Origin of the sequence: Tepidibacillus infernus, assembly GCF_048898065.1 — a bacterium.
Lineage (GTDB): Bacteria > Bacillota > Bacilli > Tepidibacillales > Tepidibacillaceae > Tepidibacillus_B > Tepidibacillus_B infernus.
This window is the reverse complement of sequence record NZ_JBLWFI010000001.1, coordinates 1501240-1527908: the sequence shown is the minus strand read 5'-3', so window position 1 is coordinate 1527908 and position 26669 is coordinate 1501240. Positions and strand designations below refer to the sequence as shown.

28 protein-coding genes and 1 pseudogene are annotated in these 26669 nt (G+C 35.7%); 22 read left to right on the top strand and 7 right to left on the bottom strand.

Annotated features, from left to right (window positions below; all coding sequences use genetic code 11):
• The 4 genes from TEPIDINF_RS07670 to TEPIDINF_RS07655 form a co-directional block, all read left to right on the top strand.
• A partial coding sequence (locus TEPIDINF_RS07670; protein WP_421691691.1) for an IS4 family transposase occupies positions 1-763 on the top strand: 763 nt, incomplete at its 5' end.
• 182 nt (positions 764-945) lie between these two features.
• Positions 946-1746 carry a molybdate ABC transporter substrate-binding protein gene (gene modA / locus TEPIDINF_RS07665; protein ID WP_235589089.1) on the top strand — a complete coding sequence of 267 codons (801 nt, stop codon included), beginning with the start codon at positions 946-948 and terminating at the stop codon, positions 1744-1746.
• Positions 1747-1748: 2 nt separating this feature from the next.
• Positions 1749-2426 (top strand): molybdate ABC transporter permease subunit, encoded by a 678-nt coding sequence (modB, locus tag TEPIDINF_RS07660; protein WP_421691690.1) that lies wholly within the window; start codon positions 1749-1751, stop codon positions 2424-2426.
• Positions 2427-3500, top strand: a complete 1074-nt coding sequence (locus TEPIDINF_RS07655) for a sulfate/molybdate ABC transporter ATP-binding protein (RefSeq protein WP_421691689.1) — start codon at positions 2427-2429, stop codon at positions 3498-3500. It begins immediately after the preceding gene.
• Positions 3501-3556: 56 nt separating this feature from the next.
• Here the strand turns inward: TEPIDINF_RS07655 and arsB are convergent.
• The 3 genes and pseudogenes from arsB to arsC form a co-directional block, all read right to left on the bottom strand.
• Positions 3557-4537, bottom strand: a pseudogene (gene arsB, locus TEPIDINF_RS07650) (ACR3 family arsenite efflux transporter).
• 225 nt (positions 4538-4762) lie between these two features.
• Complete coding sequence (locus TEPIDINF_RS07645) at positions 4763-5104, bottom strand: ArsR/SmtB family transcription factor (protein WP_421692155.1); 342 nt, start codon at positions 5102-5104, stop codon at positions 4763-4765.
• A gap of 33 nt (positions 5105-5137) precedes the next feature.
• The gene (gene arsC, locus TEPIDINF_RS07640; protein WP_068725358.1) at positions 5138-5581 is read right to left on the bottom strand and encodes an arsenate reductase (thioredoxin); all 444 of its coding nucleotides are present in this window, start codon (positions 5579-5581) and stop codon (positions 5138-5140) included.
• Between the two features lie 259 nt (positions 5582-5840).
• Here arsC and TEPIDINF_RS07635 point away from each other — a divergent pair, with 259 nt between their 5' ends.
• Positions 5841-6473, top strand: a complete 633-nt coding sequence (locus TEPIDINF_RS07635; protein ID WP_068725356.1) for a ferredoxin-thioredoxin reductase catalytic domain-containing protein — start codon at positions 5841-5843, stop codon at positions 6471-6473.
• A gap of 264 nt (positions 6474-6737) precedes the next feature.
• On the opposite strand, the gene TEPIDINF_RS07630 is transcribed toward TEPIDINF_RS07635, so the two are convergent.
• Both TEPIDINF_RS07630 and TEPIDINF_RS07625 read right to left on the bottom strand, forming a co-directional pair.
• Positions 6738-8111: an RsmF rRNA methyltransferase first C-terminal domain-containing protein gene (locus tag TEPIDINF_RS07630; RefSeq protein WP_421691688.1), complete on the bottom strand. Its 1374-nt coding sequence runs from the start codon at positions 8109-8111 to the stop codon at positions 6738-6740.
• Positions 8112-8143: 32 nt separating this feature from the next.
• Positions 8144-8998, bottom strand: coding sequence for a YitT family protein (locus TEPIDINF_RS07625; protein ID WP_421691687.1), 855 nt, complete (start codon positions 8996-8998; stop codon positions 8144-8146).
• 188 nt (positions 8999-9186) lie between these two features.
• On the opposite strand from TEPIDINF_RS07625, the gene sleB reads away from it, so the two are divergent.
• The 7 genes from sleB (at position 9187) to TEPIDINF_RS07590 (ending at position 15257) form a co-directional block, all read left to right on the top strand.
• A complete protein-coding gene (sleB, locus tag TEPIDINF_RS07620) occupies positions 9187-9843 on the top strand; it encodes a spore cortex-lytic enzyme (protein ID WP_068725353.1) in 657 nt (218 codons plus the stop codon).
• 269 nt (positions 9844-10112) lie between these two features.
• Complete coding sequence (locus tag TEPIDINF_RS07615; protein WP_068725350.1) at positions 10113-10304, top strand: hypothetical protein; 192 nt, start codon at positions 10113-10115, stop codon at positions 10302-10304.
• A 243-nt stretch (positions 10305-10547) separates the two neighbouring features.
• Positions 10548-11342, top strand: coding sequence for a flagellar motor protein (locus TEPIDINF_RS07610; protein WP_421691686.1), 795 nt, complete (start codon positions 10548-10550; stop codon positions 11340-11342).
• Positions 11335-12120, top strand: coding sequence for an OmpA/MotB family protein (locus TEPIDINF_RS07605; RefSeq protein WP_421691685.1), 786 nt, complete (start codon positions 11335-11337; stop codon positions 12118-12120). The genes TEPIDINF_RS07610 and TEPIDINF_RS07605 overlap by 8 nt, the downstream gene beginning before the upstream one ends.
• A gap of 4 nt (positions 12121-12124) precedes the next feature.
• On the top strand, positions 12125-12973 hold the full coding sequence (locus tag TEPIDINF_RS07600; RefSeq protein WP_181482165.1) for a sulfite exporter TauE/SafE family protein: 849 nt from the start codon (positions 12125-12127) through the stop codon (positions 12971-12973).
• Complete coding sequence (locus tag TEPIDINF_RS07595) at positions 12970-13359, top strand: DUF1634 domain-containing protein (protein ID WP_421691684.1); 390 nt, start codon at positions 12970-12972, stop codon at positions 13357-13359. Before TEPIDINF_RS07600 ends, TEPIDINF_RS07595 begins: the two co-directional genes overlap by 4 nt.
• 251 nt (positions 13360-13610) lie before the next feature.
• On the top strand, positions 13611-15257 hold the full coding sequence (locus TEPIDINF_RS07590; RefSeq protein ID WP_421691683.1) for a glycerol-3-phosphate dehydrogenase/oxidase: 1647 nt from the start codon (positions 13611-13613) through the stop codon (positions 15255-15257).
• Positions 15258-15332: 75 nt separating this feature from the next.
• On the opposite strand, the gene TEPIDINF_RS07585 is transcribed toward TEPIDINF_RS07590, so the two are convergent.
• Positions 15333-15524, bottom strand: a complete 192-nt coding sequence (locus TEPIDINF_RS07585; protein WP_068725338.1) for a hypothetical protein — start codon at positions 15522-15524, stop codon at positions 15333-15335.
• A gap of 388 nt (positions 15525-15912) precedes the next feature.
• Between TEPIDINF_RS07585 and TEPIDINF_RS07580 the strand changes: the two genes are divergently transcribed.
• The 10 genes from TEPIDINF_RS07580 (at position 15913) to glpK (ending at position 25785) form a co-directional block, all read left to right on the top strand.
• The gene (locus tag TEPIDINF_RS07580) at positions 15913-16467 is read left to right on the top strand and encodes a glycerol-3-phosphate responsive antiterminator (protein WP_068725336.1); all 555 of its coding nucleotides are present in this window, start codon (positions 15913-15915) and stop codon (positions 16465-16467) included.
• Positions 16467-17219 (top strand): glycerophosphodiester phosphodiesterase, encoded by a 753-nt coding sequence (locus tag TEPIDINF_RS07575; RefSeq protein ID WP_421691682.1) that lies wholly within the window; start codon positions 16467-16469, stop codon positions 17217-17219. The genes TEPIDINF_RS07580 and TEPIDINF_RS07575 overlap by 1 nt, the downstream gene beginning before the upstream one ends.
• 4 nt (positions 17220-17223) lie before the next feature.
• Positions 17224-17937 (top strand): MgtC/SapB family protein, encoded by a 714-nt coding sequence (locus TEPIDINF_RS07570; protein ID WP_421691681.1) that lies wholly within the window; start codon positions 17224-17226, stop codon positions 17935-17937.
• A 417-nt stretch (positions 17938-18354) separates the two neighbouring features.
• Positions 18355-20409: a sigma 54-interacting transcriptional regulator gene (locus TEPIDINF_RS07565; RefSeq protein ID WP_421691680.1), complete on the top strand. Its 2055-nt coding sequence runs from the start codon at positions 18355-18357 to the stop codon at positions 20407-20409.
• 162 nt (positions 20410-20571) lie between these two features.
• Positions 20572-21567, top strand: a complete 996-nt coding sequence (gene dhaK, locus TEPIDINF_RS07560; protein WP_421691679.1) for a dihydroxyacetone kinase subunit DhaK — start codon at positions 20572-20574, stop codon at positions 21565-21567.
• 17 nt (positions 21568-21584) lie between these two features.
• Entirely contained in the window at positions 21585-22211 is a 627-nt protein-coding gene (gene dhaL, locus TEPIDINF_RS07555) for a dihydroxyacetone kinase subunit DhaL (RefSeq protein ID WP_421691678.1), read from the top strand.
• Complete coding sequence (dhaM, locus tag TEPIDINF_RS07550) at positions 22211-22600, top strand: dihydroxyacetone kinase phosphoryl donor subunit DhaM (protein WP_068725326.1); 390 nt, start codon at positions 22211-22213, stop codon at positions 22598-22600. Before dhaL ends, dhaM begins: the two co-directional genes overlap by 1 nt.
• 34 nt (positions 22601-22634) lie before the next feature.
• Entirely contained in the window at positions 22635-23195 is a 561-nt protein-coding gene (locus TEPIDINF_RS07545) for a glycerol-3-phosphate responsive antiterminator (RefSeq protein WP_421691677.1), read from the top strand.
• Positions 23196-23441: 246 nt separating this feature from the next.
• Positions 23442-24269, top strand: a complete 828-nt coding sequence (locus TEPIDINF_RS07540) for an MIP/aquaporin family protein (RefSeq protein WP_421691676.1) — start codon at positions 23442-23444, stop codon at positions 24267-24269.
• Positions 24270-24288: 19 nt separating this feature from the next.
• Complete coding sequence (gene glpK, locus TEPIDINF_RS07535; RefSeq protein ID WP_068727572.1) at positions 24289-25785, top strand: glycerol kinase GlpK; 1497 nt, start codon at positions 24289-24291, stop codon at positions 25783-25785.
• A gap of 182 nt (positions 25786-25967) precedes the next feature.
• Here the strand turns inward: glpK and TEPIDINF_RS07530 are convergent.
• A partial coding sequence (locus tag TEPIDINF_RS07530; RefSeq protein ID WP_421691675.1) for an IS1634 family transposase occupies positions 25968-26669 on the bottom strand: 702 nt, incomplete at its 5' end.

The following is a 26669-nucleotide window of genomic DNA, read 5'->3' as shown; positions in this document are numbered from 1 at the left end:
GCCATTAAAGATCATTGATTCAAGTACACTACCGCTTAACTTAACCCATTACAAATGGGCAAAATTTCGTAAAACAAAAGCGGGTGTAAAACTGCATTTACGACTTGTGTTCATGGACAAGGACACTGTCTATCCTGAAAAAGCAGTGATGACAACAGCAAAAGAACATGACAGAAATCAACTTGAAGTCCTTGTAGATGACAAGGAAGCCATGTATGTGTTTGACCGCGGGTATGTTGACTATGAACGTTTTGATCGAATGACAGATGATGGTTACTTCTTTGTATCAAGGCTAAAGAAAAATGCCGTCATACGAGAAATCGAACGTTTTACTCTTCCCGAAGGTAGCAAGGTTTTAGCTGATAAAATGGTCTACATCGGGACACCACAAAAACGGGCAGAAAATATCTTTCGCCTTCTTGAGGTGATCGATACAAAGGGGAATAACCTTCGGTTAATCACGAACCGATTTGATTTGAGCGCCGAAGAAATCAGTGAAATTTACCGATCACGTTGGGCAATTGAACTATTTTTTAAATGGCTCAAGCAGCATGTTGAGATCAAACATTTTTATGGAATGAGTGAAACGGCAATACAAAATCAAATCTACTTAGCACTAATCACTTATTGCTTAAATGTTCTCGTGCAATTTGAGATGAAGAGTAAGAAATCTTTACTTCAAATCACTCGCTGGTTAAAGGCTGCGATTTGGAAGCCAGCATATATTTGGTTACGTCGGTTTGACGAACGATCTAGCACATAAATAAAAGTATGATTCCTGTCACTCTTGCACTAAATGTATATATTTACCAAATGGACAGAATCACCTTTTCTTTAGGTTTTGTCCTTTTGGCTATAATTCACAAAAATATATTTACTGAAAATTTCGACTATATTTATGCAACGCTAGTGATAATAAATATGTTAAAGAAGGAGAGAGTCATTTTGAAACGATTTACATATCTATTAACTTTCTTACTATTATCTTTGATTATTTTTTCAGGATGTATGAATCCAGAAAATACTGGATTATCATCTGATCATTTAAACCATTCTCCAGAACTAACTGTTGCAGCAGCAGCTGATTTAAAGTTTGCATTTACAGAAATAGGGAAATTATTTGAAAAAGCAACCAACAGCAAGCTGATATTTTCTTTTGGCTCTACAGGTCAATTAACAGATCAGATTGAAAATGGCGCCCCCTTCGATGTGATTGCAGCAGCTAACATTGAATATGTTGACCGTTTAAGAAGTAAAAACATGATTATTGATGATACTCAACAAATTTACGGTGTTGGAAGAATCGGATTAGCAACATTAAAAACGAATCCTATCGAAGTTCAGACTTTAAACGATCTTCTAAAACCAGAAATCAAAAAAATAGCGATTGCCAATCCTGAACATGCTCCTTATGGTATAGCAGCTAGACAGGCGCTAGAATCAGCAGGCTTATGGGAAAAGGTAAAGGAGAAACTAGTATATGGTAAAAATATTTCCGATACCTTAATATTAATTGAAACAGGCAATGCAGATGCTGGGATTATCGCATTATCCATTTCAAAAAACGAAAAAATTAATTTTTATTTAATTGATGATACACTACATACACCGATTAAACAAGCCATTGCTGTGGTTAAAGGAAGCAAACAAGAAGATCTGGCTCGTTCCTTTATCAATTACGTAAATAGCAAAGAAGGTAGGGCCATTATGAAAAAATATGGTTTTATTCTTCCAGAGGAGAATTAAAAATGGATGGCATCAGTCTATTTCCATTATATCTTTCATTAAAAGTTGCATTTACGGCAACATTCTTTAGTATGTTGATTGGTATACCAATTGCTTATTATTTGAGTAGATCAAAAGGAAAATTAACGGATTTTGTTGATACAATCATTACACTTCCAGTGGTATTACCACCAACTGTTTTAGGTTATTATCTATTAGTTCTATTAGGAAGGCAAAATTTTATCGGAAAATTTCTAGAAAGTAAATTTGATATGATGATTGTTTTTACCCCGACAGGAGCAATTATTGCAGCAATGGTTGTATCCATTCCCTATATGATTAAATCTGTACGAACAGCCTTTTTAGATATTAACCCTGATCTTATAAATGCTGCAAGAGTTCTTGGCAGGACAGAATTAAATATTTTTTTTGAAATTATGATTCCAATTTCATGGAGGGGAATCGCATCGGGCATAGCACTTAGCTTTTCCCGAGCTCTAGGTGACTTTGGTACAACTTTAATGGTTGCCGGTAATATTCCATATAAAACAACAACAATGCCGATCGCTATTTATGATGCTTTAATATCTGGAAATCATGAATTAGTTAATTTATTGGTTTTCATTATGACGATGATTTCTATTACAGTTTTATTTCTTATCAATCGTTTAGAAAAAAGAATGATTAAAGGACGATTATAAATGCTGGACATTTCTTGCAAAAAACAGATGGGTGATTTTCTTCTAGATATTACATTTCAATTCAAAAATGGTGTTCTTGGTATTCTTGGACCATCAGGAAGTGGGAAAAGTTTAACTTTACAATGTATTGCTGGATTAATCACTCCTGATTCAGGCCATATCACTTTAAATGGAAGAACTTTTTTTAGTTCCAGTGAAAAGATCAATATCCCTTCGCGATTGCGGAAAGTTGGTTATATGTTTCAGAATTATGCTCTTTTCCCTCATTTAACGGTTGAAGAAAATATAGCTTTTGGTATACATCAAATTGAAAAACATCAAAGAAAAGAGCTTGTTCATGACATGTTAAAAAAAATGAAATTGATCGGATACGAGCAACATTATCCATCCCAACTTTCAGGGGGACAACAACAGAGAGTAGCCCTTGCCCGAACACTGATTACTGAACCTGAAATTCTACTTTTAGATGAGCCTTTTTCTGCTTTAGATAGCCATATAAAACATTTACTTGAACAAGAGCTTTTGGAAATAATTAGAAACAACTTTTCAGGAATCATTCTTCTTGTTACTCATAATATTGAAGAAGCTTATCGTTTGGCTGATCAGATTCTTATTTTATCCCATGGCCAAACCGTTCAATTAGCGAATAAAAAGGAAATTTTTTATCATCCGGCTTCTTTAACTGCTGCTGAATTAGTTGGTTGTAAGAATATACTTGATGTTGATCGTATTGAAATAGAAAATGAGAAGTATATGATTGGGTCAGGAACTCTTCGATTAAAGGTAGAAAATGACAAATCCTATTTTTCTTCTCGATTAATAGCTGGTATTCATGCTCATGATTTATCGATAAGCAGAGAAAAATTAGCTCCAAAACTAAATTCATATCTTTGTAACATTATAGGCTCAGTAGAAGGAGTTATTTATAACACATTAGTTGTACAGTGTGAAGGACAAATTTTTCATGTTGATATTACAAAGAATGAATATAAAAGAATAATGAAAGAAAGAGAACAGACATATTATCTTCATTTTCCTTCTGATAAGATTTTTCTAATGAAAAAGGAATTGTAATAACATAAAACATCGAAGCTCATAAGATGCAAAAGGGCTGATGGACGTGATTAAAGTCAAGATTGTTGAAAGTACTTTTTTTGAAACCACAATGCAACATTGACTAATCCAATCATTACTGGAACTTCTACTAAGGGACCGATTACAGCGGCAAAGGCTGCCCCAGAGTTGATTCCAAACACGCCAACTGCTACAGCGATGGCTAATTCAAAGTTGTTACTTGCAGATGTAAAGGATAACGTCGTAGAAATTGAATATCCTACGCCTGTTTTCTTGCTGATATAGAAAGAAACAAGAAACATGACAACAAAATAAATTAATAACGGGATGGCAATCCGCACGACATCAAGAGGTAATTTAATGATCATATTTCCTTTTAATGAGAACATGACGATAATTGTAAAGAGTAAAGATATTAATGTAATCGGACTGATTTTGGGAATGAAGTTTTTCTCATACCAATCTTTTCCCTTTGCTTTCACGAAGGAATAGCGAGTCACCATTCCGCCAATGAAGGGAACACCTAAGTAGATGAAGACGCTTTTGGCTACCTCTGCAATCGTGATATCAACTGCAAATCCTTTTATACCAAACCAACTGGGTAATACGGTAATAAAGATGTACGTGTAAAGGGAATAGAATAAGACCTGAAAAATCGAGTTAAAGGCCACAAGTCCTGCTGCATACTCGGTATCCCCTTTGGCGAGATCATTCCATACGATGACCATCGCAATTCAACGGGCTAATCCAATCATAATCAGACCAATCATGTACTCTGGATAGTCTCGTAAAAAGGTAATGGCTAAGAAAAACATCAGTAATGGACCGATAATCCAGTTTTGGATCAACGAAAGTCCTAAAACTTTTCCATTCCGAAATACTTGGCCCATTTCTTCGTAACGAACCTTTGCTAATGGGGGATACATCATTAAGATTAGACCAATAGCAATCGGGATGGAAGTCGTACCTACTTGTGCTTTGTTAAGTAAGTCTACCATTCCTGGGAACAAATACCCCGCCCCGATTCCTATAATCATTGCTGCAAAAATCCAAACCGTAAGATATCGATCCAAGAATGATAATTTTTTTCCGACTTGTTCACTCAATGACTAACACTCCTCACATAAGAAATTTATGTAGATAATATAATTATATGCTTATATAGTAAAATAAAATTCTAAAAAAAACAAGATTGGAAAAAATTTGGCATGATTGAGCATGCATGAAATGAATCAAAAATAAATCCACCTGGTTTGGTGGATTTATTTTTTTGCTTCAGAAAAGTTACAGCTTTTTCCTTGATCTAGGATCATAATCATACTTGTCATATCGGGCAAATGGTCAATAATTGACTTGAGTAGTAGTTCATCTTCATTTGGTTTTCTAATAGAATAATGGACCCATTGTCCTACTTTACGTTCTTTTACAAGATTCAACAATTTGAGTTTCCTTAAATGTTGAGAAATGGCTGATTGCGAAACGTCTAATAGATCTGTTAATTCACACACACAAAGCTCTCTTACTTTTAGTAAAGAGAAAATCGTTAGCCTTGTTTTATCACCTAATATTTTAAGAATCTCAGCTTGTTTTTCAATCTCATTCATTTGTTCAGCTTGCTGTAAAGGTATAGTCAACAATCATTCCTCCTTTGCCGACTTCTTGGCCTCCTCAATCACATCATACACTAATTGGTCAATTTTGTCTCTTACTTCACGAAATACAGCCATAATTTCTTCTTCGGTTCCTGTTGCTTTGGCTGGATCATGTAATGGCCAGTGAATTCGTTTTACATGTGGAGGTGTATATGGACAACGTTCTTCAGCATCCCCGCAAAGTGTAATGGCATAAGCGGCGTTATTTAAGATTTCTGGATCAATAATATCTGAAGTATGGTTACTAATATCTACCCCAACTTCTTTCATCGCTTCAACCGCTCTTGGATTTAAGCCATGTGCTTCTACTCCAGCGCTACATACTTCTAACTCGCCATTTGCATATTTTTTCCCAAATCCCTCGGCCATTTGGCTACGGCAAGAATTTCCTGTACAAATAAAGTAAAGGATTGGTTTCTTTTTTGTCATGTTGTCATCCTCGCATTCTTTTTTATTTAAATTGTTCTACTCATTTGTAATAAAGATATAAGGATATACTTATATATAAGCAAAATAGAGGTGAAAAAGCAAGACCTCATCTTATTTTTCGTAAATTCTTTACAAAGAATTAATATTTTTATGAAGTAGAAGCGAAAAAATGAAGGTAGAAGGAGGAACGTAAAATACCTTGCGGGGTATTTTTAACTGTGTTAGAATTTACATGTTTGAATGAAAGGAGGTGAAATATATGGGTAAATTAATAGCAAATCTTCGTATGTATAAAGATTTCTTTGGTGGATATATCAAATATCGTAAGAAGATTAATCAAGCTAGCCGATGGATTAACAAATATGCTGAAGTAAAAGGTTTATCTGTTAATCCACATAAAATGTATTTAACGAACTTAAAAATTTGGCTCGCTGAAAATGAAGAAATGTATGGTCAACGAATTTGTCCATGCTTTGAAGCGACAGGGGATAAAAAGATTGATCGTCAACTAGTGTGCCCATGTACATATGCAGCTCATGACATAGAAATACATGGAACCTGCCACTGTAATTTATTTGGAAGGAAAGATTTAACAGAGGAACAATGGAAAGAACAAGAATTGCGTATTATGAAGGAATACCGTATTCCTCTAAAGATTGAAGGTAAAACAGTGGATACTAGAAATGTTCCAATCGATCATTATCGAAATATGGATGTGCCTGACCCTGTTCATCAATTAAAACAAGCACTAAATCAATTGGATGGAACATTTAACATGATAGTAGAACGTGAGCAATCAGCAAAAAACATCATTCAATATTGTAAATTGAAAAATATAAAAGCTTCATATCAACAAAAAAATGATATATATCTCGTAACCATACAAAAATGATCGAAAAATAATATCCACCAGGCTGGTGGATATTTTTTGCTTCAAGATTAAGAAAGTATAACTTTCTTCCATTTGTTATTTAAGGGTTTGTATATTCCATAAGCTGCGACATAGCGTGACTAGCAGCTTTAGCTGTGTAGCACGACTTGTACACTTTGTGTGCCTTCAGAAGTGCCCTTCTCTCCGTAATCTTTATTCATAGAAGGGCACGGATGACGGAGCGCGATGGAATATACAAACCTTTTTATAATGTCAAATGATTACTTACTTCCATCTTAATCCTTTTGGATAATGATTTTTTAACTGATGATTAGAAATTTTACCCCAGCCTAATGGGTAAGCATCGATCGTTACCAAAGTCCAGCCTGTCTGATTGGATTCTACTTGAAGTGTCTCTCCACGCAAATACTTTTCCGCCTGTTCTAAATTTAAAGGTAGGAACTGCCTTACATGATTTTTCGATAAAGCCATGGCTAAAGCATGACTTGGTTCAAATCTTTTTTTCTTTAATTCTCCTAAATGGAGACCTAATCGCTCCACTTTGATTCCTTTTAAATCTGGAAGACCATCAGGTACAAGATAAAGATGATCTCCAAAAGAGTGAAAAATCCCTTCAGCAACCTCGCTCAAATGTTCCTTAGCAAATGAACGATAATATTGAACGGCTTCTGGTAAAGATTTAACTTTCATCGGCTTAAATGTGGCTTCTACTGTTGATTCTTTTTTACGTAGTTTCGCAATGAAATGACCTTCTCCCTGAATGTGGTGTGGCCATAAGCGAAGGGTAAATTGAAGCTTAGATGAATCGTCATTTTCAACCCATTTTGGTTCACCGCTTTTAAATAAACCTGCTAAAGTATCAGGGATTAGTTCAATTTCAAATTGAGGGTATTTATTAATAAACCTTGCAATCGTACCTTCGTTTTCTTCAGGAGCAAAGGTACATGTTGAATATACCAGTGTACCACCTTGTTTTAGCATTTTCTGTGCTTCATCTAAAATGTCTTGTTGACGAATAGCGCAATATTGGACGTGTGATTCAGACCATTCCGCAATCGCTTCAGGATTTTTACGAAACATTCCTTCGCCAGAGCATGGGGCATCTACTAGGATACGATCAAAGTATTCTGGAAAGATCTTGGCTAAATGATTTGGAGATTCATTGGTAACGAGAATATGTTTTGCACCAAATCTCTCCAAGTTTTCTGATAAAGCCTTTACTCGTGTTGGATGAATTTCATTAGCTACTAGCAACCCTTTATCTTTCATTTTGGTGACAATATGTGTTGACTTCCCACCAGGAGCAGCACTTAGATCTAAGATTTTTTCACCAGGCTGTGGATCTAAAACCTCTGTAACAGCCATTGCACTAGGTTCTTGAATATAGTATAAACCAGCGGCATGGTATGGATGTTTACCAGGACGATCTTCTTCTTGATAATAAAAGCCTTCCGCTGTCCAAGGAACGACTTGAAGTTGGAAGGGTGAGAGAGATAAGAATTGGTCCGTGGTTAATTTTAAAGTATTTACTCTTAATCCCTGTGTATGTGATTGTTCGTAGGTTTTGATAAAAGATTCATAATCTTTATTTAAATACTGTTTCATTCTTGATTTAAATGTTTCTGGTAACTGATGCATAAAGAATTCTCCAATCTATATGAATAAACTATTTAATGGATGGATTTTTTTTGGAATCTACCACCCATGACATCGTTAACATGTTCAATCGCAACAAAGGCATTAGGATCTATTTCTTCAATGATCGATTTCAACTTTGCCACCTCTAGTCTTGTGACAATTACGTATAATAATTCCTTGTCCTCTTTAGTATAGCCACCTTTTCCATATATGTGTGTAACTCCACGGCCAAGTCTAGCAATTATCTTTTCGGCAATCAAATCAGGCTGATCGGAAATAATCGTAACAGACTTTGACTCATCAAGGCCAGCGATCACAATATCAATCGTTTTAAAGGCAATAAAATAAGCAACTAAAGAATACATCGCACTTTCCCAGGTAAAGACAATCCCAGCCCCAGTCATGATAAAAATATTAAAAAACATCACAATTTCACCAACAGAAAAACCAAAACGTTTATTTGCTAAAATTGCAATGATCTCTGTTCCATCTAAGGATCCTCCGTTTCTAATAATGAGACCTACACCAATACCTAGGATAATCCCACCAAAAATAGTAGCTAGAAACATATCTCCTGTTATCACATCAAATTGATGGACAAATGAGACAAAGATGGACAAAAAGCCAACTGAAATAAGTGTAGTGATTGCGAATGTTTTTCCAATCTGATTGTAGCCAACAAACAAAAAAGGAATATTTAATATGACAATAAAAAAACCAAGCGGATAATTTGTCAGTTCGCTTAAGATAATCGATAATCCAATAATGCCACCATCAATTATTTGATTGGGAATGAGAAATGTTTCCAATCCTATAGCAACAAAAAAAGTACCCAAAATGATAAATAAATAGCGTTTGAACCATTTTCTTAAAACTTTTCCTTTCATGATCATCCCCCTTTTAAATTCCTTTATTTGTTAAATTAAAGTAGAAATTCTCAACGTTACCAATAAACTCATATTGAATAAGCGTTAGATATTATGTAAACTAATCGACGAGTCTTCCCTATTACTTAGTGCCTAAAGACCAGAAAAAATGGCCCTAAAGCTTAAGTAAGAAAGGAGAATTTGTAACCATGTTGAAAAAATTACAGAAAATGATGATATCTATCTTTATTTTATCATTAGTCTTTTCAATCATTCCAATAAATGATGAGGCCAATGCCCAGGCACCTACACTTTTAACGTATGGAAGTAGTAATGGGGATGTTTGGGATTTGCAATATCGGTTAAAGCAATTAAATTATTCAATAGATATAGATGGAATCTATGGATATCAAACATTAAATGTGGTTAAAAAGTTTCAAAGCAATTATGGACTGATGATTGATGGAATTGTAGGTCCAATCACTTGGAAAACGCTGAAGAAATATAGTTTGTCACAAGATGAATTTAATCTATTGGCTCGATTGGTATATAGTGAAGCTAGAGGTGAACCCTATGAAGGTCAAGTAGCTGTTGCTGCTGTAGCTTTAAATCGCGTTCATTCAAAGAAATTCCCAAATGATCTTAAATCCGTGATCTTCCAAGATCGTGCCTTTACTGCTGTAGCTGATGGTCAATTTTGGCTCACTCCTAATGAGACAGTTAAATTGGCAGCACTTGATGCAATTAGAGGTTGGGATCCATCAAAAGGTGCGTTATATTACTTTAACCCAGACACTGCAACATCTGCTTGGATATGGTCAAGGCCGCAAATTTTAAAAATAGGGGATCATATTTTTACAAAATAATAAGACTCACATTAATCTCATCCCTTTCTTCCATTTGTCATTTAAGGGTTTGTATATTCCATAAGCTGCGACCTTCAGAAGTGCCCTTCTCTCCGTAATCTTTATTCATAGAAGGGCACGGATGACGGAGCGCGAAGGAATATACAAACCTTTTTTTACTTAAATAAATAGATGTTTAGATTTTGTTATAATACAAAATTTAAATAGGTGTTGACTGTTATATAGTATATTGTTATAATACAGTTAACAAGAAGATTGGGGTGTTTGATATGATGAAGGTAAATGATAAAATCTATCAGATGAAATCTGGAAAACCCTTTGAACTTAGAGATATCGATCGTCTATTTTACGCATGTTGTTATTTAGACAGTAATCAAAGCTTTTTAATGGAAAAGGAAAAATTTGATGTAGCTATTGTAAAAGGAATCATTACAGAACAACGTGCTGCTGTTGGTCTTTAAACTTCAATTTAATCAGTCATCCTCTCCCTAACATTTGTTAGGGTTTTTTTCTTTTATCAAAAACTAAGTCTTTAGGATTAGTTTTCCTTCTTAATAAAGAATGTAAGACTTCTTAATATGGGACCAAGGTATTAACTTCACGGCAACCGTTACTTTTGTAGGAAGATGAGGAAGGAATAATGAAAATAATGTCGAATAAGAGAATCTGAAGTAAATTTATGTTGTTTTAGAGGATGTGACTAGATGGACTTATCGACAATTATTGGACTTATTTTAGGATTTGCAGGACTTATTGGTGGTTTCATATTAGAAGGAGGACATTTTACTTCTCTTCTACAAATAACAGCGTTTATGATTGTTTTTGGCGGAACGTTTGGAGCAGTTATTGTGAGTTTTCCGATGTCACAATTAAAGGCTGTTCCAAAATTATTAAAAATAGCATTTACCGAAAGAAAGCTTCATGTTCATGAGTCAATCAGACAATTGGTGGATTTTTCTTCACTCGCTAGACGTGAAGGGATTCTTGCTTTGGAACAGCGTTATGAAGATTTAAAAGGTAATCCTTTTTTAAGTGAAGGATTAATGATGGTCGTGGATGGAGTTGACCCTCAACTGATTAGAGAAATCCTTGAAATTGAAATTTCAAATATAGAAGCTAGACATGAAAAAGGAATTAAAATCTTTGAATCTGCAGGTGGATTTGCGCCTACGATGGGAATCATCGGAACGGTTATGGGGCTTGTCCATGTGTTAGGGAACCTATCGAATCCAGATGAATTAGGACCATCTATTGCTGTAGCCTTTATTGCAACCTTGTATGGTGTTGCTAGTGCCAATGTCATTTATCTTCCGATTGCTGCAAAATTAAAAGCAAGAAGTCAGATGGAGGTCTTAATTAAAGAAATTGAAGTAGAGGGGATTTTATCGATTCAGGCAGGTGAAAATCCGCAGATGCTCAAGAAAAAATTATTAGCATTCTTACCACCTGCAGAACGTATAGATGATGAAGAGAATCCAATAGGTGACAACAATGAGTAATCGTCGTAAGAAAAAAGGAGAAGCCCCTGAAAATCACGAACGCTGGCTAATTACATATGCTGATTTAATCACCTTGTTAATGATCTTTTTTGTTGTGATGTATTCAATGAGTAAATTAGAAGTTCAAAAATTCGACCAAATTGCTGCTTCCCTTTCTGATGCATTTTATTATAGTTCCTTTGTAGAAGGGACTGGAAAGAATGGAATTACTGGAACCGGTGATGGGCAACAAAATAAATTAAAGGAAAACATTATTAAAAATTTAGAGGATGAGCATCAAAAGCAACTCGAAAAAGGATTAAAAGACCTACGAAAAAAAGTAGAACAATATATTAAAGCCAATCATTTAGAAGATAGTATTGAAATGATTGAACTCCCACGCGGTATACAAATTTCATTAAAAGAAAAGATTTTCTTTGATTTGGGAAAAGCAGAGATAAAACCTGAAGCTAGGGGAATTTTAGACAGTTTGGCATCGATGTTTAAAGAAATTCAAAATCCATTAAGTATTGAAGGTCATACCGATAATCTTCCCATTAGACCGGGATCGACTTATAAATCTAATTTTGACTTATCTGCAGCTAGATCTTCATCTGTATTACATTACCTGATAGAAAAACACCAAATTAAGCCTGAAAGGTTAAGGATCGTTGGTTATGGTGAATACCAACCTGTTTATAAAAATGACACACAAGAGCATAGACAAGCGAATCGCAGGGTAAACATAGTAATACTAAGATATGAATATGAAACAAATGAACAACTGGGTATCAATTGAGGAGATGACAGCCTTGGCTATATCTGTATTATTGATTTTTATGGTCTCCATTGTAGCTGGAGTCTTCGGTTCTCTTTTAGGACTAGGTGGTGGGATCATCGTGATTCCAGCACTTACTTTATTGTTTAAAATCCCTATTCATTATGCAATCGGTGCTAGTATTGTTTCTGTGATCGCTACATCAAGTGGGGCAGCTGTCGTCTATGTCAGAGATAAATTAACCAATATTCGTGTTGGGATGTTTTTAGAATTAGCTACTACAACAGGAGCTTTAACAGGAGCATTCATTGCTGGCTTGATTAGGCCTCATATTCTTTATATTTTATTTGGCTTATTGTTATTATTCTCAGCCATCACCATGCTACAAAAAAGGAATCAGGAATTGCCGGTTGGTGGTGTCCCACACCCTATTGCTAATAAATTGGGGCTACATGGAGAATATTATGATAAGGCATTAGAGCAACAAGTAAGGTATAAGGTAACTGGCGTATATGGTGGATTTGGAATGATGTATGTTGCAGGCGTTATTTCTGGCCTATTAGGAATTGGTAGTGGAAGTTTTAAAGTGATGGCGATGGATATGTTTATGAAACTTCCTATGAAAGTCTCAAGTGCAACAAGTAATTTTATGATCGGTGTGACAGCAGCAGCAAGTGCAGGGGTTTACTTGATGAGGGGAGATATAGATCCCAAAATTGCAGGTCCTGTAGCTGTAGGGGTTTTAATCGGTGCAGTATTTGGCACAAAATTGATGCAGAATTTGAGAAGTGTAACAATAAGAAAAATTTTTATTCCTGTCTTAGTTTATGTTGCCATTGAAATGCTTCTTAAAGGTTGGGGGGTTATTTCATGAGTCAAACATTAAGTAGAGAAGAGCAAAAGCAGGATGAAAATATCCGCAAAATGGAAGTTACAATAAGTAAGCTGCTAAGAATAGGGGTCTTCATTAGCGCCATCACCATTTTTATCGGCTTATTATTATTTGTCATTAGTGGGAACACAGGGTATCCCAATCAATCTTATCCCACTCATACCATTGAAATTTTGAAGGGATTTCTTGAACTAAAACCCTATGCAGTGATATTAACAGGTTTACTTTTGTTAATTCTTACCCCCATATTTAGAGTAGCCATTTCGATTATTGCCTTTATTCAAGAAAAGGATTTTCTTTTTGTTGTGATCACAACGATCGTTTTTGTGATTTTAATCGTTAGTTTATTTTTAGGGAAAGCTGGGTAAGAAATTGAGTCTCTATTCTTGGAAGAAGATCATTTTTCTTGAGCTGTATTTCTTTTTGATATATAATGATGATGACAATTAAAATACAGGTCGGAGAATTGGAGAGACCGTAACATCCTTATTAGGTATTCTAGTAGGGTTTTGTTGCGGTCTCTTTTTTCTGTATTTGTTGGGCTTTGCAAAAATTTATGGAATGCTTCAAAGAAATTCGTCACTTTTGTGGGTACTCTTAAAAGAAAGGGTGAATTGAAATGGGCTTTTCTAGTATTAATCGAAGCAAATTCTTAAAGCAAATGAGTAAAGAACCACTAGATCTTTTGATTATTGGTGGTGGGATTACAGGTGCAGGAATTGCATTAGATGCTGCATTAAGAGGTATGAAGGTTGGATTAGTCGAAATGCAAGACTTCGCGGCTGGAACCTCTAGTCGTTCAACAAAGCTCGTACACGGAGGGTTAAGATATTTAAAACAATTTGAAGTAGGCGTTGTAGCAGAAGTGGGAAAAGAAAGAGCAATTGTTTATGAAAATGCTCCTCATGTGACCACTCCTGAGTGGATGATTCTTCCTATTTATCAAGGAGGAACCTTTGGCAAATTTTCCACTTCAATTGGATTAAAGGTCTATGATTTTCTTGCTAATGTGAAAAAAGATGAAAGAAGAACAATGCTTAATGTAGAGGAAACCTTAAAAAAAGAACCTCTATTGAAGAAAAATGGACTAAAAGGTAGTGGGGTCTATGTTGAATATCGGACAGATGATGCCAGGTTAACGATAGAAACAATGAAAGAAGCACAGAAACATGGAGCATTAGTTAGCAATTATGCTAAAGTAGAAGAGTTGATCTATCGCGACCATAAACTGATTGGTGCACAAGTAAAAGACCTGATTTCTAATCAGGTGTATGAAATTTTTGCTAAAAAAATTGTCAATGCCACTGGCCCCTGGGTTGATCATGTAAGGGAAATGGATGGATCTAAACAAGGCAAACATTTATTATTGACCAAAGGAGTTCATCTTGTCTTTGATCAAAAAAAATTTCCTCTACATCATGCGATTTATTTTGACGTTCCAGATGGGCGAATGGTTTTTGTCATTCCAAGGGAAGGAAAAACTTATTTAGGAACAACAGATACGGTTTACCAAGGAGATATTCAAAACCCAAGAATGACAGAAGAAGATCGGTCTTATCTTTTAGCAGCAGCAAATAACATGTTTCCTGATTTAAAACTAACGGATCGTGATGTCGAATCTAGTTGGGCAGGACTAAGACCACTCATTCATGAGGAAGGAAAATCACCTTCTGAAGTATCAAGAAAAGATGAGATTTTTGTTTCTGACACAGGCTTAATTTCCATTGCTGGTGGTAAATTAACCGGTTATCGTAAAATGGCCGAACGGATTGTGGATTTGGTTGCAGAGAAGTTACAGAAAGAAGAGCAATTACGATTCCCTCCATCAAGTACAAAGAATAAAACATTATCTGGAGGAGACGTTGATGGTTCAAAAGGATTTATCGATTTTATCCAAAGAAAAGTTGCAGAAGGAATGACTTTAGGTTTGTCTAAGGAAGAGGCCACCAACCTTGTAAAAAAGTATGGTTCTAATGTGAATGAAATCTATCGTTATATTGGTCAGAGCAGCGACTCTAAAATTGATTTGCCTAAGTCTGTATACGGGGCATTAGTATATGGGATTGAACAAGAGATGGTTGTGTCTCCGTTAGATTTTTTTCTAAGAAGAACAGGGGCAATTCTTTTCAATCGGGAGTGGGTCATAAACTGGAAAGAATCGGTCATACAGTTCATGGCAGAATATTTAAAATGGACAGAGCGAGAAAAAAAACAGTATAGGAGTGAGCTAGAGACAGAATTGAAATATAGCGTGGAAACTGTTTAGGTTATATTCAAGGGAACTTGGTATAAACCAAGTTCCTAAATTATGTTAGCTTATGGTATCTAGCTGTCAGTGTTATTAAACACTACTGCTTAGGTGTATCCCGTAGGCTAGAATTTCAGAAGGAGTAGATAATTTGTAACCCTGAAGCTCAGAATAATCTAACTTTAGAGGTTCATCGAATGTTTTTGCAGTAAAAGAGTCAAATATAAACATCTGGTTATTGATAAGAACTGTTTGATCACTTTCTTTTGGTTCATCCAGAACCAATTCTACCTCAAGCGTGAAACCTCAGCCAGCAGCCAACTCTGCTTTAATACGTACCCCAATATTGGAAGGTAATTGTAATGCTTCAATTTGCTTTAAAGCTTGATCAGTTATAGAAAAATCCATATTCATTCCTCCATTAAAAAGCAATATGATTATTGTAACATATCACACTTTTTTCACAAAATAATAATTTAATTAATTTTTTTGTGGGAAACGTATTCACATTATCGCTATAGAATGGTATGATTAATTCACCAAACATGTTTTGGTTGAGAGATTATTTGGAGTGCCGTTGGCCATTAGGGCTTGCGGCCATTTTTTTTACTATATACTATATTATATATTATAAGAGAACTGTCCTGATTATTTTTAGAGGGAGTGACCTGTTTTGGATTTTAACGGTCAAAGAATTTTACCAGCAATACGTAATATGAAGGATTTTGAAAAAATACTGAAGAGTGATATAGAGTACTTTATTTTACTTAACAGTCATATTGGGCAGCTAAAAAGTATTTCTGAATATAGCAAAAAAGCAAATAAGAAATTGCTATTGCACATAGATTTAATTCATGGATTAAAAAATGATGAATATGCTACACAATTTGTGATTCAAAACATTCAACCATTTGGCCTAATCTCAACTCGTTCACAAGTGATAACCACTGCCAAAAAGAAGGGGTTACTTGCTATACAACGTCTATTCTTACTGGATTCAACGGCATTAGAAACAAGTTATAAGTTGTTTGAGAAAACCCAACCTGATTTTATTGAAGTATTACCAGGCCTTATTCCACATATGATTAAAGAAGTAAAAGAAACAACTAGAATTCCTGTTCTAGCAGGTGGCCTGATTCGTACAAAGGATGATATAGAAAATGCACTTAATGCTGGTGCTACAGCCGTTACGACTTCAAATTATGAATTATGGGAAGAAAAAATATAGTGGCCGTAAAGATTAAAGATTGGAGGGAAATGAAAATGATTTTTGCCCATCGTGGTGCTTCAGGATATGCACCTGAAAATACAATGGCTGCATTTCGACTTGCTGAAAAAATGAATAGTGATGGTATTGAATTAGATATTCAATTGACAAAAGATGGGGAAGTTATCATTTGTCACGATGAAAAAGTGAACCGCACAACAAATGGAACGGGATATTTAAAAGATTATACGTTGAAGGAATTGCAAAAATTAGATGCAGGTTCTTGGTTTTCAAATGAATTTAGAGGAGAGAGAATACCTACTTTAGATGAATTTCTAACATTTGCTTCAAAAACAAATTTAGTAGTCAATATTGAAATAAAAAATATCCCTTTCTTTTATCAAGGAATTGAAAAGAAAATGCTTGATCTTATCAGCAAATATAAGATGCTTGATCGTGTAATTATTTCTTCATTTGATCATTATACTTTAGCAAAAGTTGCAAAATTAAATCCACAAATAAAATTGGGTGTTCTTTTCTCTACAAGAATAATTGACCCTGTAAATTACGTACGTCATCTACCGTTTAAAGTTTATAGTGTCCATCCTCACGTCTCTTTTGTAGATAAGAAGTATATTCAAGCATTTCATGAGTATGATTATAAATTATATCCATACACTGTAGATAGTTTATCTTTATTTAAAAAATTAACTAGTTATGGTGTTGATGGCTGTTTTACGAATTTTCCAGATAAAATGAGTGTTTTGAGGTGATAGGATGGCAGAAGTTTGGTCTATTGATTATCTTCATATTCTTCTAAGATTATCCTTAGCAGTACTGTTAGGTGGGGTAATTGGTTTTGAAAGAGAACAGCATAATCATCCTGCTGGTTTCCGTACACATATATTGGTCAGCTTAGGTTCTACCTTGATCATGCTTATTTCGATTTATGGCTTTGAACCTTTTTTACATGAAGAAAATGTAAGATTTGATCCCTCCCGTATTGCAGCTCAAGTGGTTGCTGGAATTGGATTCTTAGGTGCGGGGACGATTTTAAGACATGGTTTTACAGTCACTGGTTTAACTACGGCAGCATCACTTTGGGTAGTTGCAGCTATTGGCTTGGGTATTGGAGCTGGCTTTTATTTTGGGGCAGTAGTCACAACTTTTTTTGTTTTAGTTAGTTTAGCCGTATTAGCAAAATTTGATCAGTTTATTATCCGCAAAAGACATTTAACGCAAATCAGAGTGTGTGTCGTTGATCAACCCGGAAAACTTGGAGAAATTGCAATGAAATTAGGAGAAAGAAAGATTAACGTCAAAAGCGTAAGTATTCATGATGAAGAAAAAGATGAAAATGAAGTAAGCTATGTGACCATCGACTTAACGTTAAGGATGCAAAAACCAAATTCTTTACCATTTGTAGTGGATGATATTAAGCAGATTAAAGGTGTGAAAGAAGTTCAGTATGGGAATAGCCTTGAGTCATAAAAGGGAGAAAGAAATCTAGGGGGATTAGAAGTGTCTTAGTTGGAAGAAGTGTTACGGCTTTTTTTTTTAAAGGATTTATAAGAAATGGAAATATGTTATAATAGTAAAAATTGATAAATTGGGTTGGAGAGTAGGAAAAACCATTAAAAACCTAGAATAGAAATTCTAGCGATTTTTTATGGTTTTTTTCTTGTAAAAAAGAAAAACGGTTAATAAGGGGTATGTATGGATGAATGATCAACGAAAAAAGGAATTCAAAGTATTTTTTATTGGACAGTTAAGTCGTTGATTCAGGACTAACGATGGTCAATAAGTGAAGGTCACTATATTAAAATTTTATCAGGCGCCTTCAAATCGCGACCTTTTGGTAAATGTATTCTTTGTTTATATAAGTTTGATAGAAAAGAGGAATGATGAATGGAAGCAATCAGGGAAGTGGAAGTGGTTGTTAACAAGACGAATGGTTTACATGTTCGTTTTGCGGCGTCATTAATCGCCAAATTACAGTCACTAATTCATGATACTCGTATATTGACGAAAATCTATGTAATTCATCGTGAACGAAAAACCCCAATTACCAGCCTTTTAGCCCTTATTTCTTATAAAATCCAAAAAGGGGAAAAAATTATTCTACGCTTTGAAGAAGAAGTTTCCCAAGAAATCATTGAGAAAATTAAAGATTTTATCCAGACACCTGACTATGAAGAATCTCAAGATCATTCGAAAACAGATCAACTATTAATGGAGAATTCCGTCACTGTTGAATCTGTACTATCCAGTTTGCCTAATGGTATTGTGGTTGTAAACAAAGAAAACATCATTACCTATGTCAATGAAGAAGCTGTTAAGCTTTTCGAAATTCCCCTCGATCAGTTATTAAACCATCGGGCAGATCATGTTATACCCCATTCCCGTTTATATCATGTTATGCAAACAGGAATAGCTGAAATTGCCAAAAAACAAGTATTAAATAATCGTGTGATCTTAACGAATCGTTCTCCTGTTATCTGGGATGGGAAAATAGTAGGGGCTGTTGCACTCTTTCATGACATATCTACGATTGAAGAATTAAGTAAAGAGTTAAATGAAGTGAAAAAAATAAAAGAACAACTTGATTTAGTCCTCCATTCTGTAGAAGATGCCATAGCATTATCTGATCAAAATGGTGATTTTTTATATACAAATCCAGTGATGGAGATTCTTTTAAAAGAGCTAGATAAAACTCATTCTATCTTTCAAGTTTTAAATAAAAAAGTTTGGCGAAAAGTGGTAGATTACCATCGTCCATTTGTTGAAGTGGTTCATTTAGAAAATCATCACGCATATATTGCTAAATTGCATCCAATATTAGTGGATGGTTGTTTTTGTGGAACCGTATTAACGTTAAGCCCCTTAAATGAAATCAAGACATTGCTTCAACAGCTTGAAATTGCTGAAGAACGAACAAGGTACTTAGAACAAGAACTATCGAAGCACGAACGATTTAATGGTGCTTTTGCTCAAATTATTGGATATAGTGATGAACTGATGGACACTTTATCGATTGCAAATAAAGTGGCCAAAACCGATTCTACTATACTAATTACAGGAGAGAGTGGTACAGGAAAAGAATTGGTGGCTAGGGCGATTCATGAAGCCAGTGATCGTAACGGGAAACCGTTTATACGGGTCAATTGTGCAGCAATTCCTGCCCACTTAATCGAAAGTGAATTATTCGGCCACGAAAAGGGAGCTTTTACAGGTGCTTTTCAATTGCGAAGAGGAAAATTTGAATTGGCTCATACCGGAACAATTCTATTAGATGAAATTGGAGATTTAAGTTTAGAGCTTCAATCCAAAATTTTAAGAGTTTTGCAAGAGAAGGAAATTGAACGAGTGGGTGGGCAACAAGTCATACATTTAGACGTTAGAGTGATTGCGGCTACCCATCGCGATCTTTTTAAGATGGTGAAGACAGGGGAATTTCGGGAGGATTTGTTTTATCGTTTAAACGTGATTCCTATCCATCTTCCTCCATTAAGACAACGGAAATCAGATATTCCCTTATTAGTCGATTCCTTTCGAAAACAATTGAATAAAAGCTTGGGAAAAAATATCAAGGGATATGAGAAAGGATTTATGGAAGCACTCATACAATATGATTGGCCGGGTAATATTAGAGAACTACAGAATATTGTAGAACGAACGATGAGTTTAAGTGAGGGAGAATATCTACTCGTCAAAGACCTACCAAAATATCTTATTTCTTCTCAGCTCTTAGAAGATGCTCCTTCTATTATATCAAATGAATGGAAGAAAGAAGGAAAAGTAAAAACAATGGAAGAATATGAGAGAGAAATTTTTCAATATGCCATTCAATATTATCCCAGTTTTAATAGTGTCTCTAAAGCATTAGGATTAACACATAAAACAGTAGCCAGTAAAGTAAGAAAATATGGTATAGAGGACTATCTTGGGAAAAAATATCAATAAGATTGATACTTTTTCCCAAATCAAACTTTTTTTCTTATAATCTGATTCCGAAAATAAAGCGAAATCATGAAAATTTATTTAGATGATGAATTGGCATGTAAATTGCAATAAATAAAATAGCAGAAACAAGCTTAAATTTCATATAAAGGGAGGTAATTATTCATGAAAAAGATTATCAATGATCCAGAACAAGTGGTAAGAGATATGATTGATGGTATGGTGATGGCTCACCCGAAAAAATTAAGAAATGTACCAGAAACAACTGTCATTGTTAGAGCCGATTCACCTGTTCAAGGAAAAGTTGCTTTAGTTAGCGGTGGGGGAAGTGGACATGAACCTTCCCATGCAGGATATGTGGGAAAAGGAATGCTAGATGGAGCTGTAGCTGGAGAGGTCTTTACCTCACCAACACCTGATCAAGTATTAGAAGCGATTAAGGCAGTTAATTCGGGACAAGGCGTTCTACTCATTATCAAAAATTACACTGGCGATATTATGAATTTTGAGATGGCTGCAGAATTAGCAGAAGCTGAAGGAATTCGAGTAGAAAAAGTAGTAGTCAATGATGACGTTGCAGTTGAAAATAGTACGTATACCACAGGTCGCCGCGGAATAGCAGGAACGGTTTTTGTTCACAAAATTACCGGTGCAGCCGCTGAGAAAGGTCTATCTTTAGACGAAGTAAAAGAAGTGGCTCTTAAAGTTATTGCTAATGTCCGCAGTATGGGAATGGCATTAACTCCAGCAACAATTCCTGCAGCTGGAAAGCCTGGTTTTGAAATAGGTGAGAATGAAATGGAAATTGGCATGGGGATTCATGGAGAACCAGGAACACAAAGAACAACTATTGAAACTGCTAACAAAATTGCAGAAACTTTAGTAGAACGAATTTTAGAAGATATGAAGCTAGTTGTTGGCGAAAAAGTTGCCGTTATGATCAACGGGTTAGGTGCCACTCCTTTAATGGAGTTGTATATTTTAAATAAAAAAGTCAACGAAATATTACAATCAAATCAAATTGATGTCTATAATACATTTGTAGGCGAATATATGACCTCCTTAGAAATGGCTGGAGTATCCGTCACCTTATTAAAATTAGATGATCAATTAATTGAATTATTAGAAGCAGGAGCAGATACGGTCGCTTGGAAAAAATAAAGACAGGAGTGTTATCCGTGATTCACATAGAGCAAATCATTCGGTGGATAAATAGAGCCAGCGAAAAAATTCAAACACAAAAGGAATATTTAACCCAACTCGATCAGGAAATTGGAGACGGTGATCATGGCATTAATTTGTCACGAGGTTTTCAAGAAGTTACGAAGAAAATAACCTTAAAGAATTATCAAGAGATCGGTAGTTTATTTCAAGATATTTCGATGGTTTTAATTTCTAAAGTAGGTGGGGCTTCCGGACCTTTGTATGGAACCGCTTTTATGAAGGCGGCGAGCATTTGTAAAGGAAAAGAAGAATTAACAATGGACGACTTTGCTAATCTTTTGGAAGAAGCAGTTAACGGTTTAAAATTAAGGGGCAAAGCACAAGTAGGTGATAAGACCATGCTTGATGTTTGGGAACCTATAGCCCGTTTTGTAAGAGAACAAGGTGAAACCTTAGATTGGCAGCAGCTTATGGAAACAAGTAAAAAATACATGGAAAACACCAAACATTTACAGGCGAATAAAGGACGTGCTGCTTATTTAGGCCCAAGATCAATCGGACATTTAGATCCAGGGGCAGTTTCCTCTCATTTTCTTATTGAAAGCTTATGTTTGACCATGCTAGAAAGTGGGGACGAATAATGAATTATGTAGGAATCGTTTTGGTTTCCCATAGCTCAGAGCTTGTCTCTGGATTAAAAAAACTTTTAATTCAAGTAGCCCCCCAAGTTCCTATAGCCGTTGCAGGGGGAACTAACGAAAATGAAATTGGGACCAGTGCTGAAAAAATTAAAGAGGCAATTGAGTCGGTATATTCTGCTAAAGGCGTCGCTGTTTTTGTTGATTTAGGCAGTGCTTTAATGAATACCGAATTGGCTTTAGAATGGCTAGAAGGATTTGACAATATTAAAATAGTGGATGCACCAATCGTTGAAGGTGCATATGCAGGTGCAGTAGCTTCAGGAATGGGATGTACGTTAGAAAGTGTTCTTTATGATGCTTCCGAAGCAAAAAATTTAGTTAAAATTTAATCGTTTAGAAACAGAATCTTAGGAGGATGTGAGATTGAATTTTAATGGGCAAAAAATTATACCTGCGGTTCGTAGCATGAAGGATTTTGAAACAGTTTTAAAAAGTGATTTTGAATATCTCGTATTGCTAGACAGCCATGTGAATCAACTTAAAAGTATTAGTGAGTACGCAAAAAAAGCAGACAAGAAACTACTATTACATGCGGATCTCATTCATGGATTAAAAAATGATGAGTACGCGATTCAATTTATTGTACAGGAGTTCCAACCAGCTGGATTGATTTCAACAAAGTCGCAAGTCATTTTAACAGCAAAGAAAAAAGGAATGTTGGCAATCCAACGCCTCTTTTTGATTGATACCAATGCATTAGAGGTAGGTTATAAATTAATTGAAAAGACAAGGCCTGACTATATTGAAATATTACCAGGTGTGATTCCAGCGCATATTATTCAAGAGGTATCTGAGAAGGCAAGGATTCCAATCTTAGCTGGGGGATTAATCGGTACGATTCAGGATATCGATACGGCATTACAGGCGGGTGTCGTTGCCATAACCACTTCAAAAAAAGACCTGTGGATTCATGAATCAAAATAGTTAATTTTTTTTTGATTGATTATCAATATTAATAATAATTTCATATTGACAACGCTTTCAATTCATGCAAAAATATAAACACAAGTTAATAATTGATGAGGAGACACGGAGATCCATTATGAAAGCCTTTTAATTAGGTTTATTCAATAATGGATTTTTTTATTGCTTAATGAACGCAATCGTTTGATTTTAGTTATACTAGTCTCCTAATCAAAAAAATCAAAGAAAAATGGGAGGAAGTAATTTATGACGTCATTTATGGGGGAAGTAATTGGCACTATGATCTTAATTATTTTTGGTGCCGGAGTTAATGCAGGCCTTAGTCTAAAGAAGTCTTATGCTAACGGTGGGGGATGGATCGTTACCACATTTGGATGGGGGTTCGCAGTTGCATTTGCAGTTTATGCAGTTGGAAGCATTAGTGGTGCGCATGTGAACCCAGCTGTTACAATCGGATTGGCGATGGTAGGAGATTTTCCATGGGCTGATGTTCCAAGCTACATTCTAGCTCAAATGATTGGTGCAATCATAGGTGCGACATTTGTGTGGATCTTTTATTTACCTCATTGGAAAGAAACAGAAGACCAAGGGACAAAACTTGGAGTATTTTCAACAGGTCCGGCAGTACCTAATGTGGCTGCGAACTTGGTAAGTGAGATTTTAGGCACATTCATTCTTTTATTAGCAATTTCATTTATTGGTGCAAATAAATTTACTGAAGGTTTAAACCCAATTATAGTAGGTTTCCTCATTGTGGCAATTGGTATGTCCTTAGGTGGAACCACAGGTTATGCCATTAACCCTGCAAGGGATTTAGGACCAAGAATTGCTCACTTCATTTTACCGATTGCTGGAAAAGGGAATTCCAATTGGTCTTATGCATGGATTCCGGTTGTTGGGCCAATCATCGGGGGCTCATTAGGAGCGTTATTCTATAAAGCAGTATTTGCTGGTAAAGTATATTCTTCACTATGGATTTTTGCTGCGATCACAATAATCATCATCTTAGCCGCAATTGTGCAAAGTGGAAAATCAGTAAATACTTCTGTAAATAACAAAAAAGTAACCGCTTAAAAAGGAGGAATTCAAGATGATAGAAAAGTACATTTTATCCATTGACCAAGGAACTACCAGTTCTAGAGCCATTCTATTTAATAAAAATGGGGAAATTGTGGCAATGACACAAAAAGAGTTTTCCCAATATTATCCACAACCTGGTTGGGTTGAACATAACGCCAATGAAATTTGGGGATCCGTTTTAGCTGTTTTAGGAGAATTATTTGGAAATTATAATGTAGAACCAAGTCAAATTGAAGGAATTGGGATTACCAACCAACGTGAAACGACTGTGGTATGGGACAAGAATTCTGGCATTCCTGTTTACAATGCAATTGTATGGCAAAGCCGCCAAACAGCTAATATTTGTGACGATCTAAAAGCAAAAGGTTATGAGCAAATGGTGCGTGAGAAAACTGGATTAGTAATTGATGCATATTTCTCAGGTACCAAAGTCAAATGGATTTTGGATCACGTAGAAGGGGCTAGAGAAAAGGCTGAAAAAGGTGAATTGTTATTTGGTACAATCGATACATGGCTCATTTGGAAGTTAACGGGTGGAAAAGCCCACGTTACGGACTATACAAACGCTTCAAGAACCATGCTATTTAATATCCATACTCTGGAATGGGATGACGAGTTATTACAGATGTTAGATATTCCAAAATCTATGTTGCCAGAAGTAAGACCATCTTCTGAGATCTACGGAATGACTGTTCCATATCATTTCTTTGGTGAAGAAGTACCGATTGCCGGTGCAGCGGGAGACCAACAGGCCGCATTATTTGGTCAAGCATGTTTTGAAGCAGGAATGGCAAAGAATACTTATGGAACTGGTTGCTTTATGTTAATGAATACAGGTGCAAAAGCTGTTCCATCGAAACATGGTCTATTAACCACCATTGCATGGGGGGTTGATGGAAAAGTTGAATATGCTTTAGAAGGTAGTATCTTCGTAGCAGGTGCTGCTGTTCAGTGGTTACGTGATGGATTACGCGTAGTAGACAATGCACCACAATCAGAAGAACTCGCAACAAAAGTTGACTCAACTGACGGTGTGTATGTTGTTCCTGCATTTACTGGTTTAGGAGCTCCTTATTGGGATATGGATGCACGTGGAGCTATCTTTGGTTTAACACGTGGAACAACTCGTGAACATTTGGTACGTGCCACTTTAGAATCACTAGCATATCAAACAAAAGATGTACTTTCTGCTATGGAAGCGGATTCCGGCATAACATTAAACACTTTACGTGTTGATGGAGGGGCAGTGAAAAATAATTTCCTTATGCAATTCCAATCTGATATATTAAACGTTCCGGTTGAACGCCCTGTAGTGAATGAAACAACCGCTTTAGGCGCAGCATATCTTGCAGGTTTAGCGACAGGTTTCTGGAAGGATAAAGAAGAGATTGCAAAGAAATGGGCAATTGATAAGACATTTGAACCTGTTTTAGGTGAAGAAAAGCGCGAAGAATTGTATTCTGGCTGGAAACGTGCAGTAAACAGCACCATGCATTGGAGTAAGAATTAATTTAAAGGGTGGTTGATCTCCACCCTTCTTATGTTTTTTAGATTACTACTTTAACCCTGAATGAAAGCGTGTTATAATTTATATCCTGACTTTTGCAGCAAAATCAAAGAAAAAACAGCCTTGAACCCGCATGAATGTTGGTTTCTTGGCTGTTTTTATATGTCCAAGAGTTGTAGTGAAAATTATCCTTTTTTGACCTCTCCCAAAATTTTTTTTATTTCTCTAAGTGACATGTATTTCTTTCCGAATTCGATGTCTAATTCCTTACCGATGTCGGTCAGTATTTCGTCGTAATAATCAAACAGGTAATAATTATCTTGAATATGACTGCAGGAGGCCTTTCTCAAACTTTCCAGCATCGCTGTAATCGAATATTTTCCTTTCAGGCGGTGTTCCAGTACCCTTGCAATCACAAGTGCAACAAAACAAGTTAGGAAATGGGCTTCAATATGCTCTTGAGTAGACAGGTAGACAGGCCTGCTTTCTAAATCGCTTTTGGTAACCTTGAAGGATTCTTCAATTTTCCAGAGTCCTCGATAGATGTCTACAATGCGTTCATCAGTTTCTTGATATTCACTGGTGATGATTGCATAGTAGCCGTCCAATTCCTCTTCCTGCCTCAACTTTTCTTCGTCAAAATGCAATGACTGCTTAGCATCTACTAGAATCTCTCCTGTTTTTGCATCAAAGGTCAAATTCTTCACATACTTGGCAGCGCCACCTGAAGTAGCTCGGTTATATTGCGAAGGATTTTGAATGAGGCTTTTGGCCTTTTCCACTGCTGAAGCACGCTCTGCCCTTGCTTTCGCTGCATATTTTTCACTATAAAAAATGACTTGCTTCTCATCCACCGTTTTCTTTATCTTCTTCCCTCTAACTGACGT